General features: G+C 43.9%; 17 protein-coding genes. 11 read left to right on the forward strand and 6 right to left on the reverse strand.

What is annotated here, in order from left to right; genetic code table 11:
- Nucleotides 1–127 precede the first annotated feature (127 nt).
- The 9 genes from AMR95_RS01130 (at nucleotide 128) to AMR95_RS01170 (ending at nucleotide 9411) form a co-directional block, all read left to right on the forward strand.
- On the forward strand, nucleotides 128–1453 hold the full coding sequence (locus AMR95_RS01130) for an LLM class flavin-dependent oxidoreductase (protein ID WP_058837321.1): 1326 nt from the start codon (nucleotides 128–130) through the stop codon (nucleotides 1451–1453).
- A gap of 16 nt (nucleotides 1454–1469) precedes the next feature.
- Nucleotides 1470–1973, forward strand: coding sequence for a GNAT family N-acetyltransferase (locus AMR95_RS01135; protein WP_058837322.1), 504 nt, complete (start codon nucleotides 1470–1472; stop codon nucleotides 1971–1973).
- A gap of 22 nt (nucleotides 1974–1995) precedes the next feature.
- Nucleotides 1996–2790, forward strand: coding sequence for an amino acid ABC transporter substrate-binding protein (locus tag AMR95_RS01140; protein WP_058837323.1), 795 nt, complete (start codon nucleotides 1996–1998; stop codon nucleotides 2788–2790).
- 24 nt (nucleotides 2791–2814) lie between these two features.
- Nucleotides 2815–3489, forward strand: coding sequence for an amino acid ABC transporter permease (locus tag AMR95_RS01145; RefSeq protein WP_024427305.1), 675 nt, complete (start codon nucleotides 2815–2817; stop codon nucleotides 3487–3489).
- 12 nt (nucleotides 3490–3501) lie between these two features.
- Entirely contained in the window at nucleotides 3502–4248 is a 747-nt protein-coding gene (locus tag AMR95_RS01150; protein WP_039176505.1) for an amino acid ABC transporter ATP-binding protein, read from the forward strand.
- A 33-nt stretch (nucleotides 4249–4281) separates the two neighbouring features.
- The gene (locus AMR95_RS01155; protein WP_058837324.1) at nucleotides 4282–5439 is read left to right on the forward strand and encodes an amidohydrolase; all 1158 of its coding nucleotides are present in this window, start codon (nucleotides 4282–4284) and stop codon (nucleotides 5437–5439) included.
- Complete coding sequence (locus tag AMR95_RS01160; protein WP_058837325.1) at nucleotides 5430–6764, forward strand: MmgE/PrpD family protein; 1335 nt, start codon at nucleotides 5430–5432, stop codon at nucleotides 6762–6764. The genes AMR95_RS01155 and AMR95_RS01160 overlap by 10 nt, the downstream gene beginning before the upstream one ends.
- Before the next feature lie 537 nt (nucleotides 6765–7301).
- Nucleotides 7302–7994: a response regulator transcription factor gene (locus AMR95_RS01165; RefSeq protein WP_058837326.1), complete on the forward strand. Its 693-nt coding sequence runs from the start codon at nucleotides 7302–7304 to the stop codon at nucleotides 7992–7994.
- Nucleotides 7984–9411 carry a sensor histidine kinase gene (locus AMR95_RS01170; RefSeq protein ID WP_058837327.1) on the forward strand — a complete coding sequence of 476 codons (1428 nt, stop codon included), beginning with the start codon at nucleotides 7984–7986 and terminating at the stop codon, nucleotides 9409–9411. The genes AMR95_RS01165 and AMR95_RS01170 overlap by 11 nt, the downstream gene beginning before the upstream one ends.
- 38 nt (nucleotides 9412–9449) lie before the next feature.
- Here the strand turns inward: AMR95_RS01170 and AMR95_RS01175 are convergent, their stop codons facing one another.
- The 5 genes from AMR95_RS01175 to AMR95_RS01195 all read right to left on the reverse strand — a co-directional run bounded on the left by AMR95_RS01175 (nucleotide 9450) and on the right by AMR95_RS01195 (nucleotide 14843).
- On the reverse strand, nucleotides 9450–10295 hold the full coding sequence (locus AMR95_RS01175) for a GAF domain-containing protein (RefSeq protein WP_039176521.1): 846 nt from the start codon (nucleotides 10293–10295) through the stop codon (nucleotides 9450–9452).
- 164 nt (nucleotides 10296–10459) lie between these two features.
- Nucleotides 10460–11836, reverse strand: coding sequence for an aspartate kinase (locus AMR95_RS01180; protein WP_058837328.1), 1377 nt, complete (start codon nucleotides 11834–11836; stop codon nucleotides 10460–10462).
- 174 nt (nucleotides 11837–12010) lie between these two features.
- Entirely contained in the window at nucleotides 12011–13444 is a 1434-nt protein-coding gene (locus AMR95_RS01185) for an MDR family MFS transporter (RefSeq protein ID WP_039176526.1), read from the reverse strand.
- Nucleotides 13445–13460: 16 nt separating this feature from the next.
- Nucleotides 13461–14327: a TetR/AcrR family transcriptional regulator gene (locus tag AMR95_RS01190; RefSeq protein WP_228280305.1), complete on the reverse strand. Its 867-nt coding sequence runs from the start codon at nucleotides 14325–14327 to the stop codon at nucleotides 13461–13463.
- 138 nt (nucleotides 14328–14465) lie between these two features.
- The gene (locus AMR95_RS01195; protein ID WP_039176531.1) at nucleotides 14466–14843 is read right to left on the reverse strand and encodes a hypothetical protein; all 378 of its coding nucleotides are present in this window, start codon (nucleotides 14841–14843) and stop codon (nucleotides 14466–14468) included.
- Between the two features lie 137 nt (nucleotides 14844–14980).
- Between AMR95_RS01195 and AMR95_RS01200 the strand changes: the two genes are divergently transcribed.
- Nucleotides 14981–15292: an ArsR/SmtB family transcription factor gene (locus tag AMR95_RS01200; protein ID WP_047202727.1), complete on the forward strand. Its 312-nt coding sequence runs from the start codon at nucleotides 14981–14983 to the stop codon at nucleotides 15290–15292.
- A gap of 31 nt (nucleotides 15293–15323) precedes the next feature.
- Here AMR95_RS01200 and gabR read toward each other — a convergent pair whose 3' ends face one another.
- Nucleotides 15324–16748, reverse strand: coding sequence for a MocR-like transcriptional regulator GabR (gabR, locus tag AMR95_RS01205; RefSeq protein WP_058837330.1), 1425 nt, complete (start codon nucleotides 16746–16748; stop codon nucleotides 15324–15326).
- Between the two features lie 109 nt (nucleotides 16749–16857).
- Between gabR and gabT the strand changes: the two genes are divergently transcribed.
- Complete coding sequence (gabT, locus tag AMR95_RS01210) at nucleotides 16858–18174, forward strand: 4-aminobutyrate--2-oxoglutarate transaminase (protein WP_058837331.1); 1317 nt, start codon at nucleotides 16858–16860, stop codon at nucleotides 18172–18174.
- Nucleotides 18175–18194: the final 20 nt, after the last annotated feature.

Genomic DNA, 18194 nt, shown 5'->3' on the forward strand with positions numbered 1-18194 from the left:
ATTATTTTTCATTTTTCGCAACATTTGCCCTTTTTTTATTAATAAAACCGATTAATTCAATCAGAAAAATGTATCTTCTAAGGACTTCAGTTTGATACATGTAGGATATAGAAAGGATGAAGAACAAGTGTCACAGCCGAAAAGGAAGCTCAAGCTAGGCGTATTCATCGCAGGAACTGGACATCACGTTGCCTCTTGGAGACATCCGAATGCAGTACCAGACGCAGCCATGAACCTAGATTATTTTAAACAATTAGCGAAAAAGGCAGAGGAAGGAAAGCTGGATTTGCTCTTTTTAGCTGACAGTTTATCCATTAATCAAACCTCTCATCCGAACGTATTAACGAGATTTGAACCGCTCACGCTGCTTTCATCGATTGCTGAGTCTACTTCAACGATTGGTTTAGCAGCAACAGCTTCCACTACATACAGTGAGCCTTTCCATATTGCAAGACAGTTTGCCTCCCTTGATCATTTATCAGGCGGAAGAGCGGCATGGAATGTGGTCACATCTTCTATTGAAGAAACAGCGAAAAATTTTAGCGGAGAAGAGCATTTAGCACACCATAAACGTTATGAACGGGCAGAAGAGTTCGTCGAAGTCGTCAAAGGTCTCTGGGATTCTTGGGAGGAAGACGCCCTTGTCAGAAACAAGGAAACAGGAGAATTCTTCGAATCTAGTAAGCTTCATGAGCTCCAGCATAAAGGTGAGTTCTTCTCAGTCAGGGGGCCTCTCAACGTATCACGCACGCCGCAAGGGCAGCCCGTGATCATTCAAGCAGGATCTTCCGAAGATGGTCAAAAGCTTGCAGCAAAAACAGCAGAGCTCATTTTCACTGCACAAAACGATCTCGAAAAAGCGAAGGGATTTTATCAAAGCTTGAAGGGGAAAGTAGAGGCTGCTGGCCGTGCTAGAGAGGACGTCAGCATCATGCCGGGTATCTTCCCGATCATTGCTGAGACAGAGGAAGAAGCCCGAGCAAAATATGAAGAATTACAGGAGCTGATTGTTCCTGAGATTGGACTGAGCATTCTGCAAAATTACTTAGGCGGGATTGATCTGTCTCAGTATCCGTTAGACGGACCGCTTCCAGAGATTGATCCGAGCACGTCAAATGCTGTGAAAAGCCGTTTTGATCTCGTGATGAATATGGCGAGAAAGGATAACCTGACCATTCGCCAGCTCTATCAATCAGTTGCCGGCTCACGCGGTCATAATATTTTCATTGGAACGCCGGAGCAGCTGGCAGACGTGATGGAAACATGGCTGAATGAAGAAGCAGCAGACGGCTTTAATGTCATGCCGCCGCTCTTGCCAGAAGGGCTGGATGTGTTTGTAGACCGCGTCGTCCCAATCCTTCAGGAACGAGGCTTATTCAAAACCGATTACACAGGACAAACCTTACGAGAAAATCTCGGACTAACAGAGCCAAAAAATCGCTACACGACATAAGGTGAGGTGACTAACGTTGGGATACACGTTTCGTCTGGCAACAGAGGCAGATATAGAGGCGCTGCTTGAACTAACAACAAGAGCCTATGAGCCAATTCGTGAGCTCGGCATCCAGTTCCAAGCAGCACATGCCGATTTCGCTCTCGTTCAGAATAATGTACAAAAGAATCTTTGCTATGTGATGGAAGAGGACGGAGAGCTTCTATCCACCTTATCACTCCGTATGCCTTGGGGAGAGCAGCCAGGACCGTTCGGCGTCCCTCACATCTGGTGGTTTGCCTCAGAACCAGCCGCCAAAAAAGGGACAGGCTCTGCCTTGCTGGAATGGGTTGAAACCGAAGTACTAAGGGATACACTAAAGGTACCGTACGTGTCACTCGGTACAGCTGATAAGCACCCGTGGCTCGTAGAAATGTATGAGCGCAAAGGCTATGTCAGAGCAGGAGAAAAGGATTTAGGTAAAGGTCATATCACGATTTATTTTAAAAAACAATTAAGATCAGATATCACACAACCATAAGACGAAAGAAGGGTTTTCGAACATGAAAAACAAAAAGTGGCTAGTCGTTCTTTTTGCAGCAATGCTAGCAGTTTTAGCAGCTTGCGGTGGTAACAATCAGAGTGAAGGCAAAGACGAAAAAGTATTAAAAGTAGGCGCTACTGGACAAAGCTATCCATTTGCTTATAAAGACGATGGCAAGCTTGTCGGATTCGATGTTGAAGTAACAGAAGCCATTGCGAAAAAGCTTGGTTACAAACTAGACTGGCAGCTGAGCGAATTCAGCGGACTAATGGGACAGCTGACATCTGGTAAGCTCGATACGGTGTCAAACCAAGTTGCCATTACAGACGAGCGTAAACAAACATTTAACTTTACAGATACGTACGCATACGCAGGAACACAAATCATCGTGAAAAAAGATAACAACGACATCAAAGGTCTTGATGATTTAAAAGGAAAAACAGTGGCGGCGGTTCTTGGCTCTAACCATGCTAAAAACTTAGAGAGCAAAGACCCAGATAAGAAAATTAAGATTAAAACATATGAAACGCAAGACGGCGTATTAAATGAAGTGGCAAATGGCCGCGTAGATGCTTATGTCAACGGACGCAGTGTATTACTTGCTCAAATTGAAAAAACAGGTCTGCCGCTGAAAATCGTAGGCAACCCAATTGTGTATGAAGAAGTAGGCTACCCATTTGCGAAAGATAAAAAGCATGACAAACTAAGAGAAGAATTTAACAAAGCCATCAAAGAATTAAGAGAAGACGGGACACTTAAGAAATTGTCTGAGAAATATTTCAAAGACGATGTCACAGTGCCAATTAAAAAATAACAACAGCGGCGGTGAAGAGCAGACATGAACAAAATTGATTGGCAGTATATGGTGACGGTTTTTCCGACACTGCTTCAATACTTGCCGATAACGATCTTCATGGCGATTGTCTCCATGGTATTTGCCATTATCATTGGTGTGGTATTCGCTCTTATTACGAAAAACCGAATACCTGTTTTATACCAATTTGCCAAGCTGTATATTTCTTTCTTCAGAGCGGTTCCAACCTTGGTTCAGCTCTTTCTCATTTATTTTGGTCTCCCGCAGCTATTCCCTGCGATGACCTCAATGGATGCTTTAACAGCGGTCATTATCGGATTAAGTATTAAAAACTCAGCATACTTAGCAGAAATTTTCAGAGCGGCTCTGAACTCAGTGGATGAAGGGCAGCTTGAGGCATGCTTATCTGTCGGTATGACAAGATGGCAGTCTTACGTCAGAATTATTTTCCCGCAGGCCATCAGAAATGCGATTCCAGCGACGGGGAATACCTTTATTGGTCTTTTAAAAGAAACATCTCTTGCCTTTACGATTGGTGTGGCAGAAATGTTTGCACAAGGGAAGATGATTGCATCGGCGAACTATAAATACTTTGAAACCTATTTAGCCGTAGGGATTGTATATTGGGTGATGACGATTATTTATAGCTTCCTGCAGGACCTATTTGAACGAAAAATCAGCAAACCTTACCGGAATTAAGGAGGTGTGGACATGATCAAGCTCACCAATTTGAAGAAATCATTCGGCGACCTTGTCGTCTTAGACGGAATCAATCTCGACGTGCAAAAAGGGCAGGTTGTGGCCATTATCGGACCTTCTGGCTCCGGTAAATCCACCTTGCTGCGCTGCTTAAATTTATTAGAAACACCAGATGAAGGCACGATTGAAATTGGCGATGCGAAGCTCGATGCGTCTAAATATTCACGTAAAGAAGCCCATCACCTGCGTCAACAAACGGCCATGGTGTTTCAAAACTATAATTTATTTAAAAACAAGACAGCGCTACAAAACATTACAGAATCATTGCTTGTGACGAAAAAAATGACAAAGCAGCAGGCGAATGAAATCGGTATGAAACTGCTGAAGCAGGTAGGGTTAGAGCAAAAGGCTGACAGCTATCCAGTCACATTATCTGGCGGGCAGCAGCAGCGGATTGGGATTGCCCGCGCGTTAGCGGTTGATCCACATGCGATTTTGCTGGATGAACCAACGTCAGCGCTTGATCCAGAGCTTGTTTCAGGTGTGCTTCAAGTCATTAAATCCATTGCGATTCAAGAAACAACGATGATCATCGTTACACATGAAATGGCGTTTGCAAGAGAAGTGGCAGACCATGTGATTTTCATGGCAGATGGTCATATTATTGAGCAGGGCACGCCAACTGAGTTATTTGATGAAACGAAGAATGAACGGACGAAACGATTTATCCAAAAAGAAGCAGCGGCTGAAGAAGCATAAGCTGCTTTTTATTCTTTAGAGGGGTGATTGACAGTGAAATCATTAGGAAATGAAGCTTTAAACAAACGTTTAATCAACATTCGCCGAGCGCTTCATGAGCATCCAGAGCTGGCGTTTGAAGAATATGAAACGACAAAGAAACTGCGCCGCTGGTTAGAAGAGGAAGGGATCACTGTACTTGATATCCCAGCCCTGCAAACAGGCGTTGTCTGTGAAATCAAAGGAGAACAAGAAGGACCGGTGATTGCTCTGAGAGCTGATATTGACGCACTTCCGATTGAAGAAGCATCTGGCGAACCATTTTCTTCAAAGGTACCGGGCAAAATGCATGCATGCGGTCATGATTTCCATACAGCTTCTATTTTTGGGGCGGCTCTTTTATTAAAGGAGCGGAAACACGAAATCAAAGGAACGGTCCGAATTTTGTTCCAGCCGGCTGAGGAAGTTGCTCAAGGAGCGAAGCACGTTATAGAGGCAGGCGTTTTAGATGGAGTCGATGCGATTTTCGGTATGCACAACAAACCTGACCTGCCAGTCGGCACGATTGGCATTAGAGAAAAAGCATTGATGGCGAGTGTGGATCGGTTTGAAATCGATATTAAAGGAACGGGAGGTCATGCCGGAATTCCAAATCACACGGTGGACCCCATTGCCATCAGCGGGCAGATCACAAGTGCCCTTCAGCAAATCGTCAGCCGCCGCATCAGCTCCTTGCATCATGCGGTTGTCAGCATCACACGCATTCAAGGCGGTACATCATGGAATGTCATACCCGACCGTGTCGAGATGGAAGGAACGGTGCGGACGTTTGAGCCTGAAGTAAGAGCAATGATTCCAGAGCTCATGAAACAAATCGTCAACGGAATTGCAGAAGGATTTGGAGCAGAGGCTGAAGTGAGATGGCATCCTTATTTGCCTTCTGTCATGAATGATGAGCGTCTGACAAAGGTGGTAGAAGAAACGGCGGGCTCGCTTGACTTACGTGTCGTGCAGGCAGAGCAGTCACCGGGCGGAGAAGATTTTGCCCTTTATCAAGAACGCATTCCAGGCTTTTTTGTATGGATGGGGACCAGTGGTACGAAGGAATGGCATCACCCTGCGTTTACATTAAATGAAGACGCACTTCCGGTTGCTGCTGCTTTCTTTGCTGAGCTTGCCGTTCGGGCATTGGAGTCTCGATCATGGAATTAACAAAACAACTGGCAGAGGCAGTGCTTTCTGCTGATCCGCTGCAAGATGAACGGGCCATTCAAATGGCTAGAAATGGCCTGTTAGATGCTGCGGCATCAGCGCTTGCTGCGAAAGAGGATGAAGGGATTCAGAAGCTGATGCAGCTTGTTGAACAGGAAGGCGGAGCCGCTCAGATTCCTGTCATGGGACAAGGGAGGAAGGTGAGCCGCCAATCCGCAGCGATGCTGAACGGCTACCTCATCCATGCTCTTGATTATGATGATGTCCATTCAGATGTGAGAGGACACCCAAGTGCCGTCATCATTCCAGCGCTGCTTTCACAGCTGACAGACGGCAAAGGGTATGGCGAACGGTTTTTAGCTGCCTACATCATAGGTGTTGAAGTGATGGCAAGACTTGGCGAATCCATCGGCAAGGCGCATTATGAGCGGGGCTGGCATAATACGGGGACACTCGGTGCCATTGCGGCAGTATGTGCGATTGGCTATTTGAAGCAGGTCACACGAGAAGAACTGACGAAAGCAATCGGCTTTGCCGGAGCGCAATCAGCTGGAATGCGAAAGCAGTTTGGCTCTGATATGAAACCATTACAAGCCGGCTTAGCTGCTAAAACAGCCGTTTGGTCTATGGATTTAGCTTGTTCAGGTTTTGGCGGGAATGACTCGGCTCTTGATGGCGCACTCGGTTTCTTTTCACTCTATGGAGATCAGGAGCGTGCGGAAAGCCGTTTGCTAGAAGGCTATGGTTCTACATGGCGTATCGTTTCACCTGGGCTGTGGTTCAAAGTATATCCATTCTGCTCAGCAGCCCACCATGCAGCAGATGCGATCCAATCCTTAATGAAAGAGCGGTCTTTCTTGCCGGAGCAGGTAAAACAGGTCGATGTCATATTCCCGCCAGGCGGAGATGCAGCGCTTATTGAGCGAACACCTTTGACTGGGGAAGAAGGACGATTCAGTGTCGAATATGTCATCGCACTTGCAGTGTTTGGACAGACGCTTACGCTGGATGCCTTTACGAAAAAAAATATTCCATCAGACATGCGGATATGGATGAAACGGGTGAGCAGAGGATATGATCAAACGATAGAGCCCCATCCCGATGCTGTTCCAAAAGGACGCTTTACGATTGTGAAGCTCACCTTATCTGACGGCACCACTATCAGCAAACGAGTTGATGTACCTCAGGGAGCACCAGGCTGTGCGTTATCGAAAGAAGATATCATACAAAAGTTAAGCAGCGTCACAAGCGCATCACAAGCACAGCAGATTTTACAGGCGGTTGAAGAGGGAAACGACGCTGCGTATTTGAAGTTGCTGGCATGATAAAAAAGCTCATCGATAGAGATGAGCTTTCAGCGTGTAGACAAACCCTCGCATTCGGTGTCAGTTTTGCGCTCCGGTGCTCGCCCTTCCTAGACTGCAAAGGTTTTCTATCACGCTGAAAGGAAGACAAAGGGCTAAAATAAAGATCATTTTAGCCCTTTGTCAACAATCTGAAAGCTCATCAATAGAGATGAGCTTTTTTAAATAGATCTATCATAAACTGTCAGGAAGTTCTTTATCTAAATATATGAGAATTCCTCATGAGTTAAAGAACCATAAATGACAATGTCCTCATCTTGATATGTTGTAAAGTAATGTTGAATCATAACTCAACTAACATCTTGACCATCTTCTGCAATTCCATCATCAAAAAACTCAGGTGATTCACCGCAGTATTAGTTCTTTCAAAAAGTATGAATAAAAGATGACCAAACGATGATAAGTTCATGAAAACAGTGGAATCCAATTGAGATTTGAGAGGGAAGATGTAAAATAAAGCTACATAAAGAAAAACAATGGCAGCAGCGGAGGCTGATGATGAAAATATTAATGATTGAAGATAATCAGAGTGTTTGTACAATGACGGATATGTTTTTTCAACGAGAGGGATTTCAAGCTGAATTCGTTCATGATGGATTAGAAGGACTGAATCGCTTTCAGCAAGAGGAGAATTGGGATCTGCTCATCTTAGATGTCATGCTTCCTTCGATGGATGGTCTGACCATTTGTCAAAAGGTGCGTCAGATCAGTGATGTTCCGATTATCATGCTGACAGCAAAGGAAACCGAATCTGATCAAGTGCTTGGTTTTGATCTTGGGGCAGATGATTATGTGACCAAGCCCTTTAGCCCACTCACCTTGATGGCAAGAATTAGAGCGGTGAAACGACGCTTTGCTCATACAACGACTCAAGAAAAGGTGAATGAGGGTGAACGGCTGGAGACAGCACATTTTCAGTTGGATAAGAAAACGAGGGAAGTTTTCCTGGATGGAGAGCGAATAGAGAACCTCACACCGAAGGAATACGATCTGTTGTGCTTTTTTATTCAGCATCCTCGGCAAGTATTTTCACGAGAACAATTGCTTGAGCAAATTTGGGGATATCAATTTTATGGAGATGAACGAACGGTAGATGTCCATATTAAACGGCTGCGCCAAAAAATTGGGGACGGTCCTAAGCCCTTTTTGTATACAGTATGGGGCGTAGGGTATAAGTTCGATGAAGATTAAATATTTTTATCAGCTGCTGATCAGTCATCTTGGGTTATTGCTCATCGCCATTGTCATTATCAGCACCCTTTTATCTCATTTTGTGAAAGATATTGCCTATCAAAACAGAGTGAATGAAATGAGCTCCTATGGGAATGAAATCTTGCAAGATTATAAACGACTCCCTAAAAGCGAGATGACCTTTCGTCTGCGTCCATTTGAAGATATTCTTTCGACGAGGCAAATTCGTTTTTTCGTGTTTGATGAAAAAGGAGATATTCTGTCTCAGCAGCAAGAGATGCCGCCGCATGAAGTATTATTGACAAAGGATTTATGGGCCAAACTCTCAAAAGGAGAGCAAATCATTGACAAGCGAAGTGATTCACGCCGCCTTGATCAAGAGGCATCACTTGTGGCACTCCCTGTCATGGAGGATGGAAAGCTAAAGGGTGGAGTCGTCCTTATTGCCCCGATTCAAGGCGCTGAACAGCTCATCGCCCAAATGAATCGTTATCTGTATATCATCGTATTTGTGGCACTGACGATCACCTTTATTCTCAGCCTGTTCTTGTCTAAATTTCATGTGAACCGCATCAAAAAGTTGAGAGAGGCGACTGGAAAGATTGCGCAAGGTGATTACAACATCAAGCTTGAAAACAAACACCTTGATGAAATTGGCACACTTGGTGAGGATTTTAATATGATGACCAAGCGTCTTCAGCAATCAAGAGAGGAAATTGACCGGCTCGAAAAGCGCAGACGCCAATTCATCGCAGATGTGTCTCACGAATTGAAAACTCCGCTGACCACCATTCGAGGACTGGTGGAATGGCTGAACACAGCGGATGTGTCAGCAGAAGAGAAAGAGAAATGCTATTCCTTAATTACTGACGAGACAAAACGTATGCTGCGCCTCGTCAATGAAAATATGGATTATGAGAAAATTAGATCGAATCAAATTACCCTTCAGAAATTTCACTATCCACTCATTGACACATTTGAAGTGATGAAAGAGCAGCTGAGCCGAATCGCCGAAGAGAAAAACAATCAGCTGATCGTGGATGTTGATCCCAAGCTAAAGGTTTATGCGGATTATGACAGGCTCATTCAAATGCTTGTCAATATCACAAAGAACGCGATTCAATTCACAGAAGGCGGTCGTATTTATTTAAGAGGAAAACAAGGAAATCAAGAGACGATCATTGAAGTGGAAGACACAGGCATTGGCATTGCGCCAGATGAAGTCAAACACATATGGGAACGTTTTTATAAAGCGGATATCTCAAGAACGAATACACCGTATGGAGAATACGGATTGGGCTTGTCCATCGTGAAGCAGCTTGTGGACTTACATGAAGGGCATATTGATATGAAAAGTGAAAAAAACAATGGAACGACATTTACCATTCGACTGCCGTTTCCAGAAGAAAAGGGCTAAAATGAAGTTCATTTTAGCCCTTTTTGGTGAATCACCACTTATTCATTTTTGGTAAACGTTAACCCAATATGAGCAAGTGCCTGCGGTAAATCTTTTCGGATGGTGATGTCTTTAAACGATATATTGGATTGAATCGCACTTAAAGCAAGGTCTTGTTTAATGCCTGTTAAAACTGCCGAAATTCCTAAAAGTCTCAGCGTTTGTGCGTAGCTGACCAAATATTGAATGCTCTGTTCATTCAGGCTTTTTGTTCCCGATACATCAATAACCAAATGAGAGAGCGACAGCCTGTAGCTTTCCTGTAAAATGGTTTCCAAAATATGCTGAGCACGTGTCTCTTCAATATCACCAAGCAGAGGAAGCACGGCGACACCGTCAACAACTGGTACGATCGGTACAGACAATTGCTGAATCTGCCTGTTGGCACGGTCTAGCTCGAGAACGTAGCTTAATAAAGAAGCCATCGTTTCAAACATATACACATGCTCTTCTGTGAAATGATTTGGTCTCACATCAAGTCCGCAAATCGTTCCGTAGTTCGTCCCATCTGTGAAATCAATGGGAACCCCAATGAACGAGCCGCCTTGAAGATTTTTCGTGACCTCTAAGTATTTAAAACGGTCATCTTTCGAAATGTCAGGGATCACAAGTGTAGCCTGATGGTCGACCGCCAGCTTGCAAAATGTCTTTTCATAAGGAAGTTCTTCCCCTTCTTCAAGAAGCTGCTCGTCATGATTTAACACTTTTACAATTTGATTGGTGTTTTGATCATTTTTAGCGATAAACAGTGTATTCACACCAATGAATTGACTCATCATGTTTAAAATACTAGTAGAAGCATCATGAAAATTGCGAAACTGTTTTAATAGTTGTTGACGAGGCATTGTTTTAGGACTCCTTGTAGCTCCGATCATAGGTCGGAACGGATAGTTGATTTGTATCTATCATACAAAATCAAACGAGAAATAGATACACTTTAATGCGCAGAGAACTCGAATCGGTGAGAGGAAAAAAGACTGCCGGATCTTAAGATCTGGCAGCCTGCTGATTAAAGGGAGACAGGGACAGTAGACATAGAGAAAAATTCCTCATATAAGGCTTGAACAGCTTCTTTTTCTTGAGCCGCTTTGACGCCAAACATCATGCTGACCTCTGAAGAACCTTGATTGATCATTTCAATATTGACCTTCGCTTTTGACAGCGCTTTTGCCGCTCTTGCTGTTGTGCCAACATTATGACGCATCGCTTCTCCTACAACCATAATCAGCGAGAGATTCCGCTCTAAAACGACCTCATCTGCATCAAGCACGAGCTTTAAGCGGTCTAGCAGCTCTTCTTCAATATGCTGCTCCTCCAGCTGATCCTGCCGTAAAATAATGGTCATATCGTCAATGCCAGAAGGAACATGCTCATACGTAAGCCCATATTCCTCTAGTGTTTGCAGCACCTTACGTCCAAAACCGACTTCTCTGTTCATCAAATATTTACTAATGTAAATACTGCAAAATCCATTGTCTGAAGCGATTCCAACAACAGGTCCATTTGTATGGTCCCGCTGATTCACGATTTTTGTACCCTTTGCCGACGGGTTATTGGTGTTTTTAATCTGAACTGGAATGCCTGCACGGAAGGCCGGAATAAGTGCTTCATCATGGAACACAGAAAAACCAGCATAAGACAGCTCGCGCATTTCCCGATACGTCAGCTCTGTAATCTCTTTTGGATCATGAACAATCGTTGGATTAACAGCGTAGACAGCATCCACATCTGTAAAGTTTTCATACACGTCTGCCTTTAGACCGTTTGCCAAAATGGAACCGGTAATATCGGAGCCGCTTCGCGAAAAGGTAACGATGTCTCCTGCTAGGCTAAAGCCAAAAAAGCCAGGGAATATAATAATGCCAGAGCGCTCTCTTAATTTGTACAAATGATCATATGACTCCGGCAGGACTTGCGCTTGGCCAGGCTCATCGCTCACAAACAAACCAGCTTCCTTTGGATTCACATAATGAGCTTCCACACCCTGGTGGCGGAAATAGGCGGCAATGAGCTTAGCGTTATTGTCTTCACCGCTTGCTTTAATGGCATCAAGATAGCACTCAGGGCGAGATGAATCAGCCTGTAATAATGCGTCTAGATCTTGCCTGATGGTGTCGATAATGTCTTGACCTAATCCGAGTTCATCCGCTATTGAGGCATACCTCTCGATGACGGCTTCCTTTAAATCATGTGCTTCGCCTAAACGTAAATATTGTTCACCACAGCTAATTAATAGATCGGTGACCTTCGTATCCGTTGAATGCCGTTTTCCTGGTGCGGAAACAACGACTGCTTTTCGAGCTGGATCTGCTGTTACAATGTCAAATACCTTTTGCAGCTGCTTGCCAGATGCAAGTGAACTGCCACCAAATTTCACGACCTTCAATGCATACATCTCCTATAGTAAAAATTTTCTCACAAATTGAATAGTTCCTATTATCAACTCTTTTCCTTAAATTATCAAGGTTTTTCTTTGCTGAAAACACAAATGTATTTACAGAGAGGACGGTGTTGTATGATGATATGAAAAAAGAGCCGGCCATATGCCGAGCTCTTTTTCTTATGAAGAAGAGGAGGAGGAAGATATCTCCTGCTTCATCACTTTGTTATCACGTTTTGCCTTTAAGAAAAAGGAGAGAATGAGTCCAATGACTGCAATCAGACCAGAAATGAAAAATGACGTATTCATTCCATGAACGGCTGATTTTAATGGATTGGCCAATTCTGCATTTGCAGCAGAGCTGCTCATGATGGAAACAAGCACAGCCGTTCCAATGGAACCGCCTACTTGTCTCATCGTGTTATTCATCGCTGTCCCATGCGGGATCAAATGAGGCGGTAATGCGTTAATACCTGCCGTTGTCAGCGGCATCATGATCATCCCAACCCCGATTAAGCGAAGCGTATAGGCGACCGTAATGAGAGCGATCGATGAATCAAGGGTGAGCAGCATAAATGGCAGGGTGGTAACGGTGAGGATCGTAAATCCGCCTAATGCCAGCCCTCTTCCGCCGACTTTATCAAAAATCCGTCCAATAATCGGTGACAGGAGTCCCATGAAGAGAGCACCCGGCAATAAGATCAGCCCTGTATCAAGTGCAGACAGCCCTCTGACATTCTGCGTATAAAGCGGCAGAATCGTCTCTGTACCAATCAATAAAGCAAAGACAAGCATCCCGAGGAAAGTTGTTAAGCTAAAGATCGCAAATTTAAATACGCCAAACTCAAGCATCGGTCTTGTTAAGTTCGACTGGCGCAGGATAAAGAAGAACAAGCTCACGGCGCCGACAATCAGCGAAATGAGAACAGTTGCACTCGTCCATCCATATGTGCCGACACTAGAAAATCCGTAAAGCAGCCCGCCGAAACCGAAGGACGACAAGATGACAGATAACACATCAATACGTGTCTCTCTTTGCTGCGTCACATTTTTCATTAAGAAGAAAGCAAGAATGAGATCAATGATACCGATTGGCATAACAATATAAAACAGGGCCTTCCAGCTGAAGGAATCGACAATCCAGCCGCCAAGTGTTGGTCCAAGCGCTGGTGCGAACGATATGACAAGTCCGACCATGCCCATTGCCTGCCCACGTTTTTCTTTTGGGAAAATGGTTAAAAAGATCGTTTGCATCAGCGGCATTAAAATCCCTGCACCGGCTGCCTGTACGATACGCGCTGCAAGTAACACCGGGAAATTCGTAGCAAATGAAGCAAGAATTGTACCGGCTGTAAAGATGCTAAGTGCCGTTAAAACTAAAGAACGGCTCGAAAATTTCTCAATTAAGAAAGCCGTAATCGGGATGAGAATCCCGTTTGTCAGCATAAAGGCTGTTGTAAGCCACTGTCCTTTGCTGACCTCAATATTGAAGTCCTCCATGATATGTGGGATCGCTGGAATAAGAAGCGTTTGGTTTAATATCGCGACGAATGCCCCAACGAGAAAAATCCCAACAATCACAGATCGATTGTAAGATGTTGTTGATTGGTTCATGTTATCCCTTCTTTATCTATAAAATGATGCTTTTCAGCTGTGACACGTTTTGTGATAAAACGCTGTTTTTGCCTAAATAATCGAGCAGTGAGCTGATTAAAAAGGTTCTCGGTTGGTCCTTTGATAATTCCTGATTGAGCAGCTCATACGCAGAGAGGAGATCATTTTTTTCTTCTCCGTTTGGCCATGAGTGAAGCTCTTGTTTGATCTTTGTTAAGTACGAATTGACAAGTTTTTCTTCGTCATATTCGTCCTGTGAGGAAAGCAAATAAGAGTTCATCAGCTCGTCTGTTAACACAGGTTCAATGGAACAAGGCTTTTTCGATACACGATCCATCACACCGATGATCATTTCGGCAGCAATTTCTAATTGGATGTTTTTTTGCTCAATCGCCAGCATTAAGATGAATTCTCTCATTAATCCATTGAGAACAATCACTAAATCCCAGACATATGGAGCGACAGATTCACCATATGTACTTAAAATAATGTCTCTGTGCCGCTGCATGATAATGGAGCGTGTTTCACGTAAATGCTTAATGACAATGGGCGAATGCTGAGAAAAAGCTTCAAAGGACAGCATGTTCAAAAATTTATGATTCTCTTTAAACTCTTCAAGCTCAAGCTTGATCTTCTTTGTGAATTTTTCCTTTTTGGACAGCGTCGTTTCTGAATGAATGATGCGGGAAATCTCTCTCATTTTGCGCTGATTGTATTTAATCAGTTCTAATAGAAGAGCTTCCTTTGAATCAAACAGTTTATAAATAGACGCTTTGGATATTTTACAGGCATCGGCAATTGACTGCATGGAGACACTCATATAGCCTTTTTGAGAAAACAATTTCTTCGAAACCCGCAAAATCTCTTCTTGCTTTTCGTTCATCTTCTTAAGTCCTTTCCGAATCGGCAAAACCATATGGTCACAATGGAAACCGAGTGGTCACTTTGGCTATCATAACAAAACCAATGCCTTAAGACAAGAAAATGAACTTAAAAAATACCCGTCTGTATGACAGGTACTTTACCCTTCCGCATGTGCGACATATATTTTTGTTTTGCCGTGAAGTTCAACGACCAAAAGGTCTTCTCTCTCCTTCACAGAGTAAATAGCGGTCCCTTTTTGCAGCCTAGAAGCTGTACCATGTTCAAAATTTTTGGCGGCTGTTTTCTGAATGACACCTACTTGCTGATGTTTTGTGACGTGTAAGGATGTCGTCCAATCTACATTTGTTTCATACACGGTTCCTTCCCATTGAAATAAATCTGCCTGCTGATCCATAGCTAATAACTCTTCCGCACTAGGTGGTTTTGACTGGGAATGATATTGGACTGACTGGCAGGCGCATAAGGAAAACGTGAGCAGCAAGAGCAATAAACTAAACCATATGTTACGTATCAAAAAAGGTTCCTTCCCTTCAATACAGCGTTTCTTAAGTAATGGACGTGAATGAAGTTAAATCGTTACATGCCTAGTCAGTTCATGAGTTTTAGGTGAATGAGATTGTATGTTGGCACAAAATACGATACATTTATCGTATGACGAATCCAAACCATCCAAACAAAGAAGATATGAGACTGATTTCTGTGCTGCACGCATTGGCTGATCCAATCCGGTTAGAAATTGTCCGCTGCTTGGCAGAAGCGGGGGAGAGGACATGCGGCACGTATGAGATGAATATTGCCAAATCCACGCTTTCCCATCACTTCAAAGTGCTGAGGGAGGCAGGCGTTGTGAAAGTGAGAATTGACGGGAAGCACCGTTACTATTCTTTAAGAAAAGAAGACATCGACACCGCTTTTCCTGGACTCATGTCATCGATTCTAGCTGTAGATAAAAAGCGGTGGTAAGCCAGCTGTCTATAAAGAGCAGCTGGCTGTTTTATTTCCCGAAAATGGCATCATACAGCCGTTTCACTGCCGGCTGAATATCCTCTCGCCTCATATGCGAAAAGCCGAGGACGAGCGGGATAAAGCCTGGCTGATGCCCCGGCAATTGCTCATCAAGGGTAAAACGATCCATACCGTACATTTTCAGCTTCCTTTCTTTCGCTCGCTGTAAAATCTCATGCTGCGTCCGATTTGAACGGAACTCTGCGATAAAATGAAGCCCAGCATTTTCTCCAATAATCCGTACATTGTCAGCAAAAACCGTATTGAGCTCTTCAATGAGCTGCTTCCGTTTTTCCTCATATAAACCATTCATGCGTTTAATATGCCGTTGATACGCCCCATCTTTTATAAAATGAAGAAGGGTGTATTGTGTAAAAAGATTAGCAGTTTGAATGAAAAAATGCTGTTCCTCCTTATAGCGTCTCAATAAATGCTGAGGCAGCACCATATAGCTTAGCCGCAAGCCGGGCAGCAATGATTTTGAAAAGGTGCCCATATAAATGACTTTGTCATATCGATCGAGACTTTGCAGCGCTGGAATGCTGTCTGTGCCATATTTAAATTCACTGTCATAATCATCCTCAATGATGTAACGGTCTGGTTGATCAGCTGCCCAGTTTAACAGCTGAATGCGCCGGGAAATCGGCATAATCACCCCTGTTGGAAATTGATGTGAAGGGGTGATGATCAACACATTCGGCTGTTTCTTATAAATGTCGTTCATCCGCACACCTTTTTGATCAATGCCAATCGTTTCAATTTGATGATGATTGTTTTTCAGCATTTGATAGAGCCGGCGGTAGCCAGGGTTTTCTAGCCCATATACTTGATCGGCTGGAAGAATGCTTGATAACGAATGGATCAGTGACTGTGTGCCTGCACTTAAAATAAGCTGTTCTGGATAGCATTTGACTCCTCGCGCAAGTCCGATCAGCCGGGCAATCGTTTCCCTCAGCTCATACACACCTTGTGGATGCGGAAGCTCACCGAAGGCATCTTGGTGGAGATGGATCGCCTTTTGTTCGCTTTTCAGCCAGCTTTTAAATGGAAAGTTCGCTGTATCGACGGAGATATGTGAAAAAGAATACCAGTCGTCTCGTGCAATCGGTTCTTCCTTTAAATCTACAGGAAGAGAAGAGGGTTTTAGCTGACCAGATTCATGAAACGTTTCTAGTGACTCCACGAAAAAACCTTTGCGCTCAACCGAGTATAAATACCCCTCGGCAAGCAGCTGCTGATAGGCGCCATTCACTGAATTAACGCTGACGTTTAATGTATCGGCTAACTCTCGTTTGGACGGTAATTGATCGTGTGGCTGCAAGTTGCGATTTAAGATTTCTTCTTTGATTTTCATATAAATTTGATGATAAATATATCCGTTTTGCCCTGTTTGATCTAGTTGAATTGTCAGCATCTCACCATTCCATCCTCTCTGGTACCATGAAAAAAATGATATTGGTACTTTCTATCATACCAAAAAATATTCAGAATAATAAAAAAGGATATAAAGGGGATGGATGACAATGAGTCAAACGACAACAAACCGTTTTTCAACTGAAGAATGGCAGGGGAAAAGAGATCAATACGTCGCAAGAGGCGTGAGTAATGGCAACCGTCATCTTGCAGCGAAGGGGAAAGGAGCCGAGCTGTTCGATATTGATGGGAAGCGATTTATCGATTTTGCAGGCGCCATTGGCACATTAAACGTAGGACATTCACATCCAAAGGTGGTGGAAGCGGTCAAAGCACAGGCAGAGAGCCTGATTCATCCAGGTTTTAACGTGATGATGTACGAATCGTATATCGAATTGGCAGAGAAGCTTTGCCGCCTCACACCTGGAGACCATGATAAGAAAGCCATTTTCCTTAATTCGGGTGCAGAAGCTGTTGAAAATGCTGTGAAAATTGCACGTAAATATACGAAAAGACAGGCCGTTGTGTCGTTTACAAGAGGTTTTCACGGCAGAACGAATATGACAATGAGCATGACGAGCAAGGTCAAGCCATATAAATTTGGCTTCGGACCATTCGCATCTGAGGTGTACCAAGCACCGTACCCTTATTACTATCAAAAGCCTGAAGGATTAAGCGATGCCGCGTACGATGAGTACATCATTGATCAATTCAATCAATTCTTCGTCGCAGCTGTTGCACCAGAAACCGTTGCTTGTGTGGTCATGGAACCAGTCCAAGGGGAGGGCGGATTCATTGTGCCATCGAAGCGTTTCGTTCAACATGTTGCATCATTCTGTCAGCAGCACGGGATTGTCTTTGTTGCAGATGAAATCCAAACCGGATTTGCGAGAACAGGGAAATACTTTGCGATTGAGCACTTTGATGTGGTGCCGGACTTAATTACTGTGTCAAAATCTCTTGCTGCGGGGTTGCCGCTTAGTGGTGTCGTTGGCAGAAAAGAAATGCTTGATGCGGCAGATCCAGGGGAGCTCGGGGGAACATATGCAGGAAGTCCGTTAGGCTGTGTAGCAGCACTGGCTGTTCTTGATATCATTGAAACAGAACAATTGAATCAACGATCTGAACACATTGGACAAGTCATTGAGGACAAAGCAAATGATTGGAGAACAAAGTATCCGTTCATTGGGGAAGTCCGCCGATTAGGGGCAATGGCGGCGATTGAAATTGTGGAAGATCAAACAACACGTACACCAGATAAGAAAAGAGCCGCAGCGATTGCAGCATATGCAAATGAGCACGGGCTGCTTCTTTTAACGGCAGGGATTAATGGGAATATCATTCGCTTTTTAACACCACTTGTCATCACAGATGAGCTGCTTCACGAAGGACTAGGGATCATCGAGGACGCCTTCAAAGCACGCTAAACAACAAAGGGGGATGGTTG

Source organism: Bacillus sp. G1(2015b), from assembly GCF_001482475.1.
GTDB lineage: Bacteria > Bacillota > Bacilli > Bacillales > Bacillaceae > Bacillus > Bacillus safensis.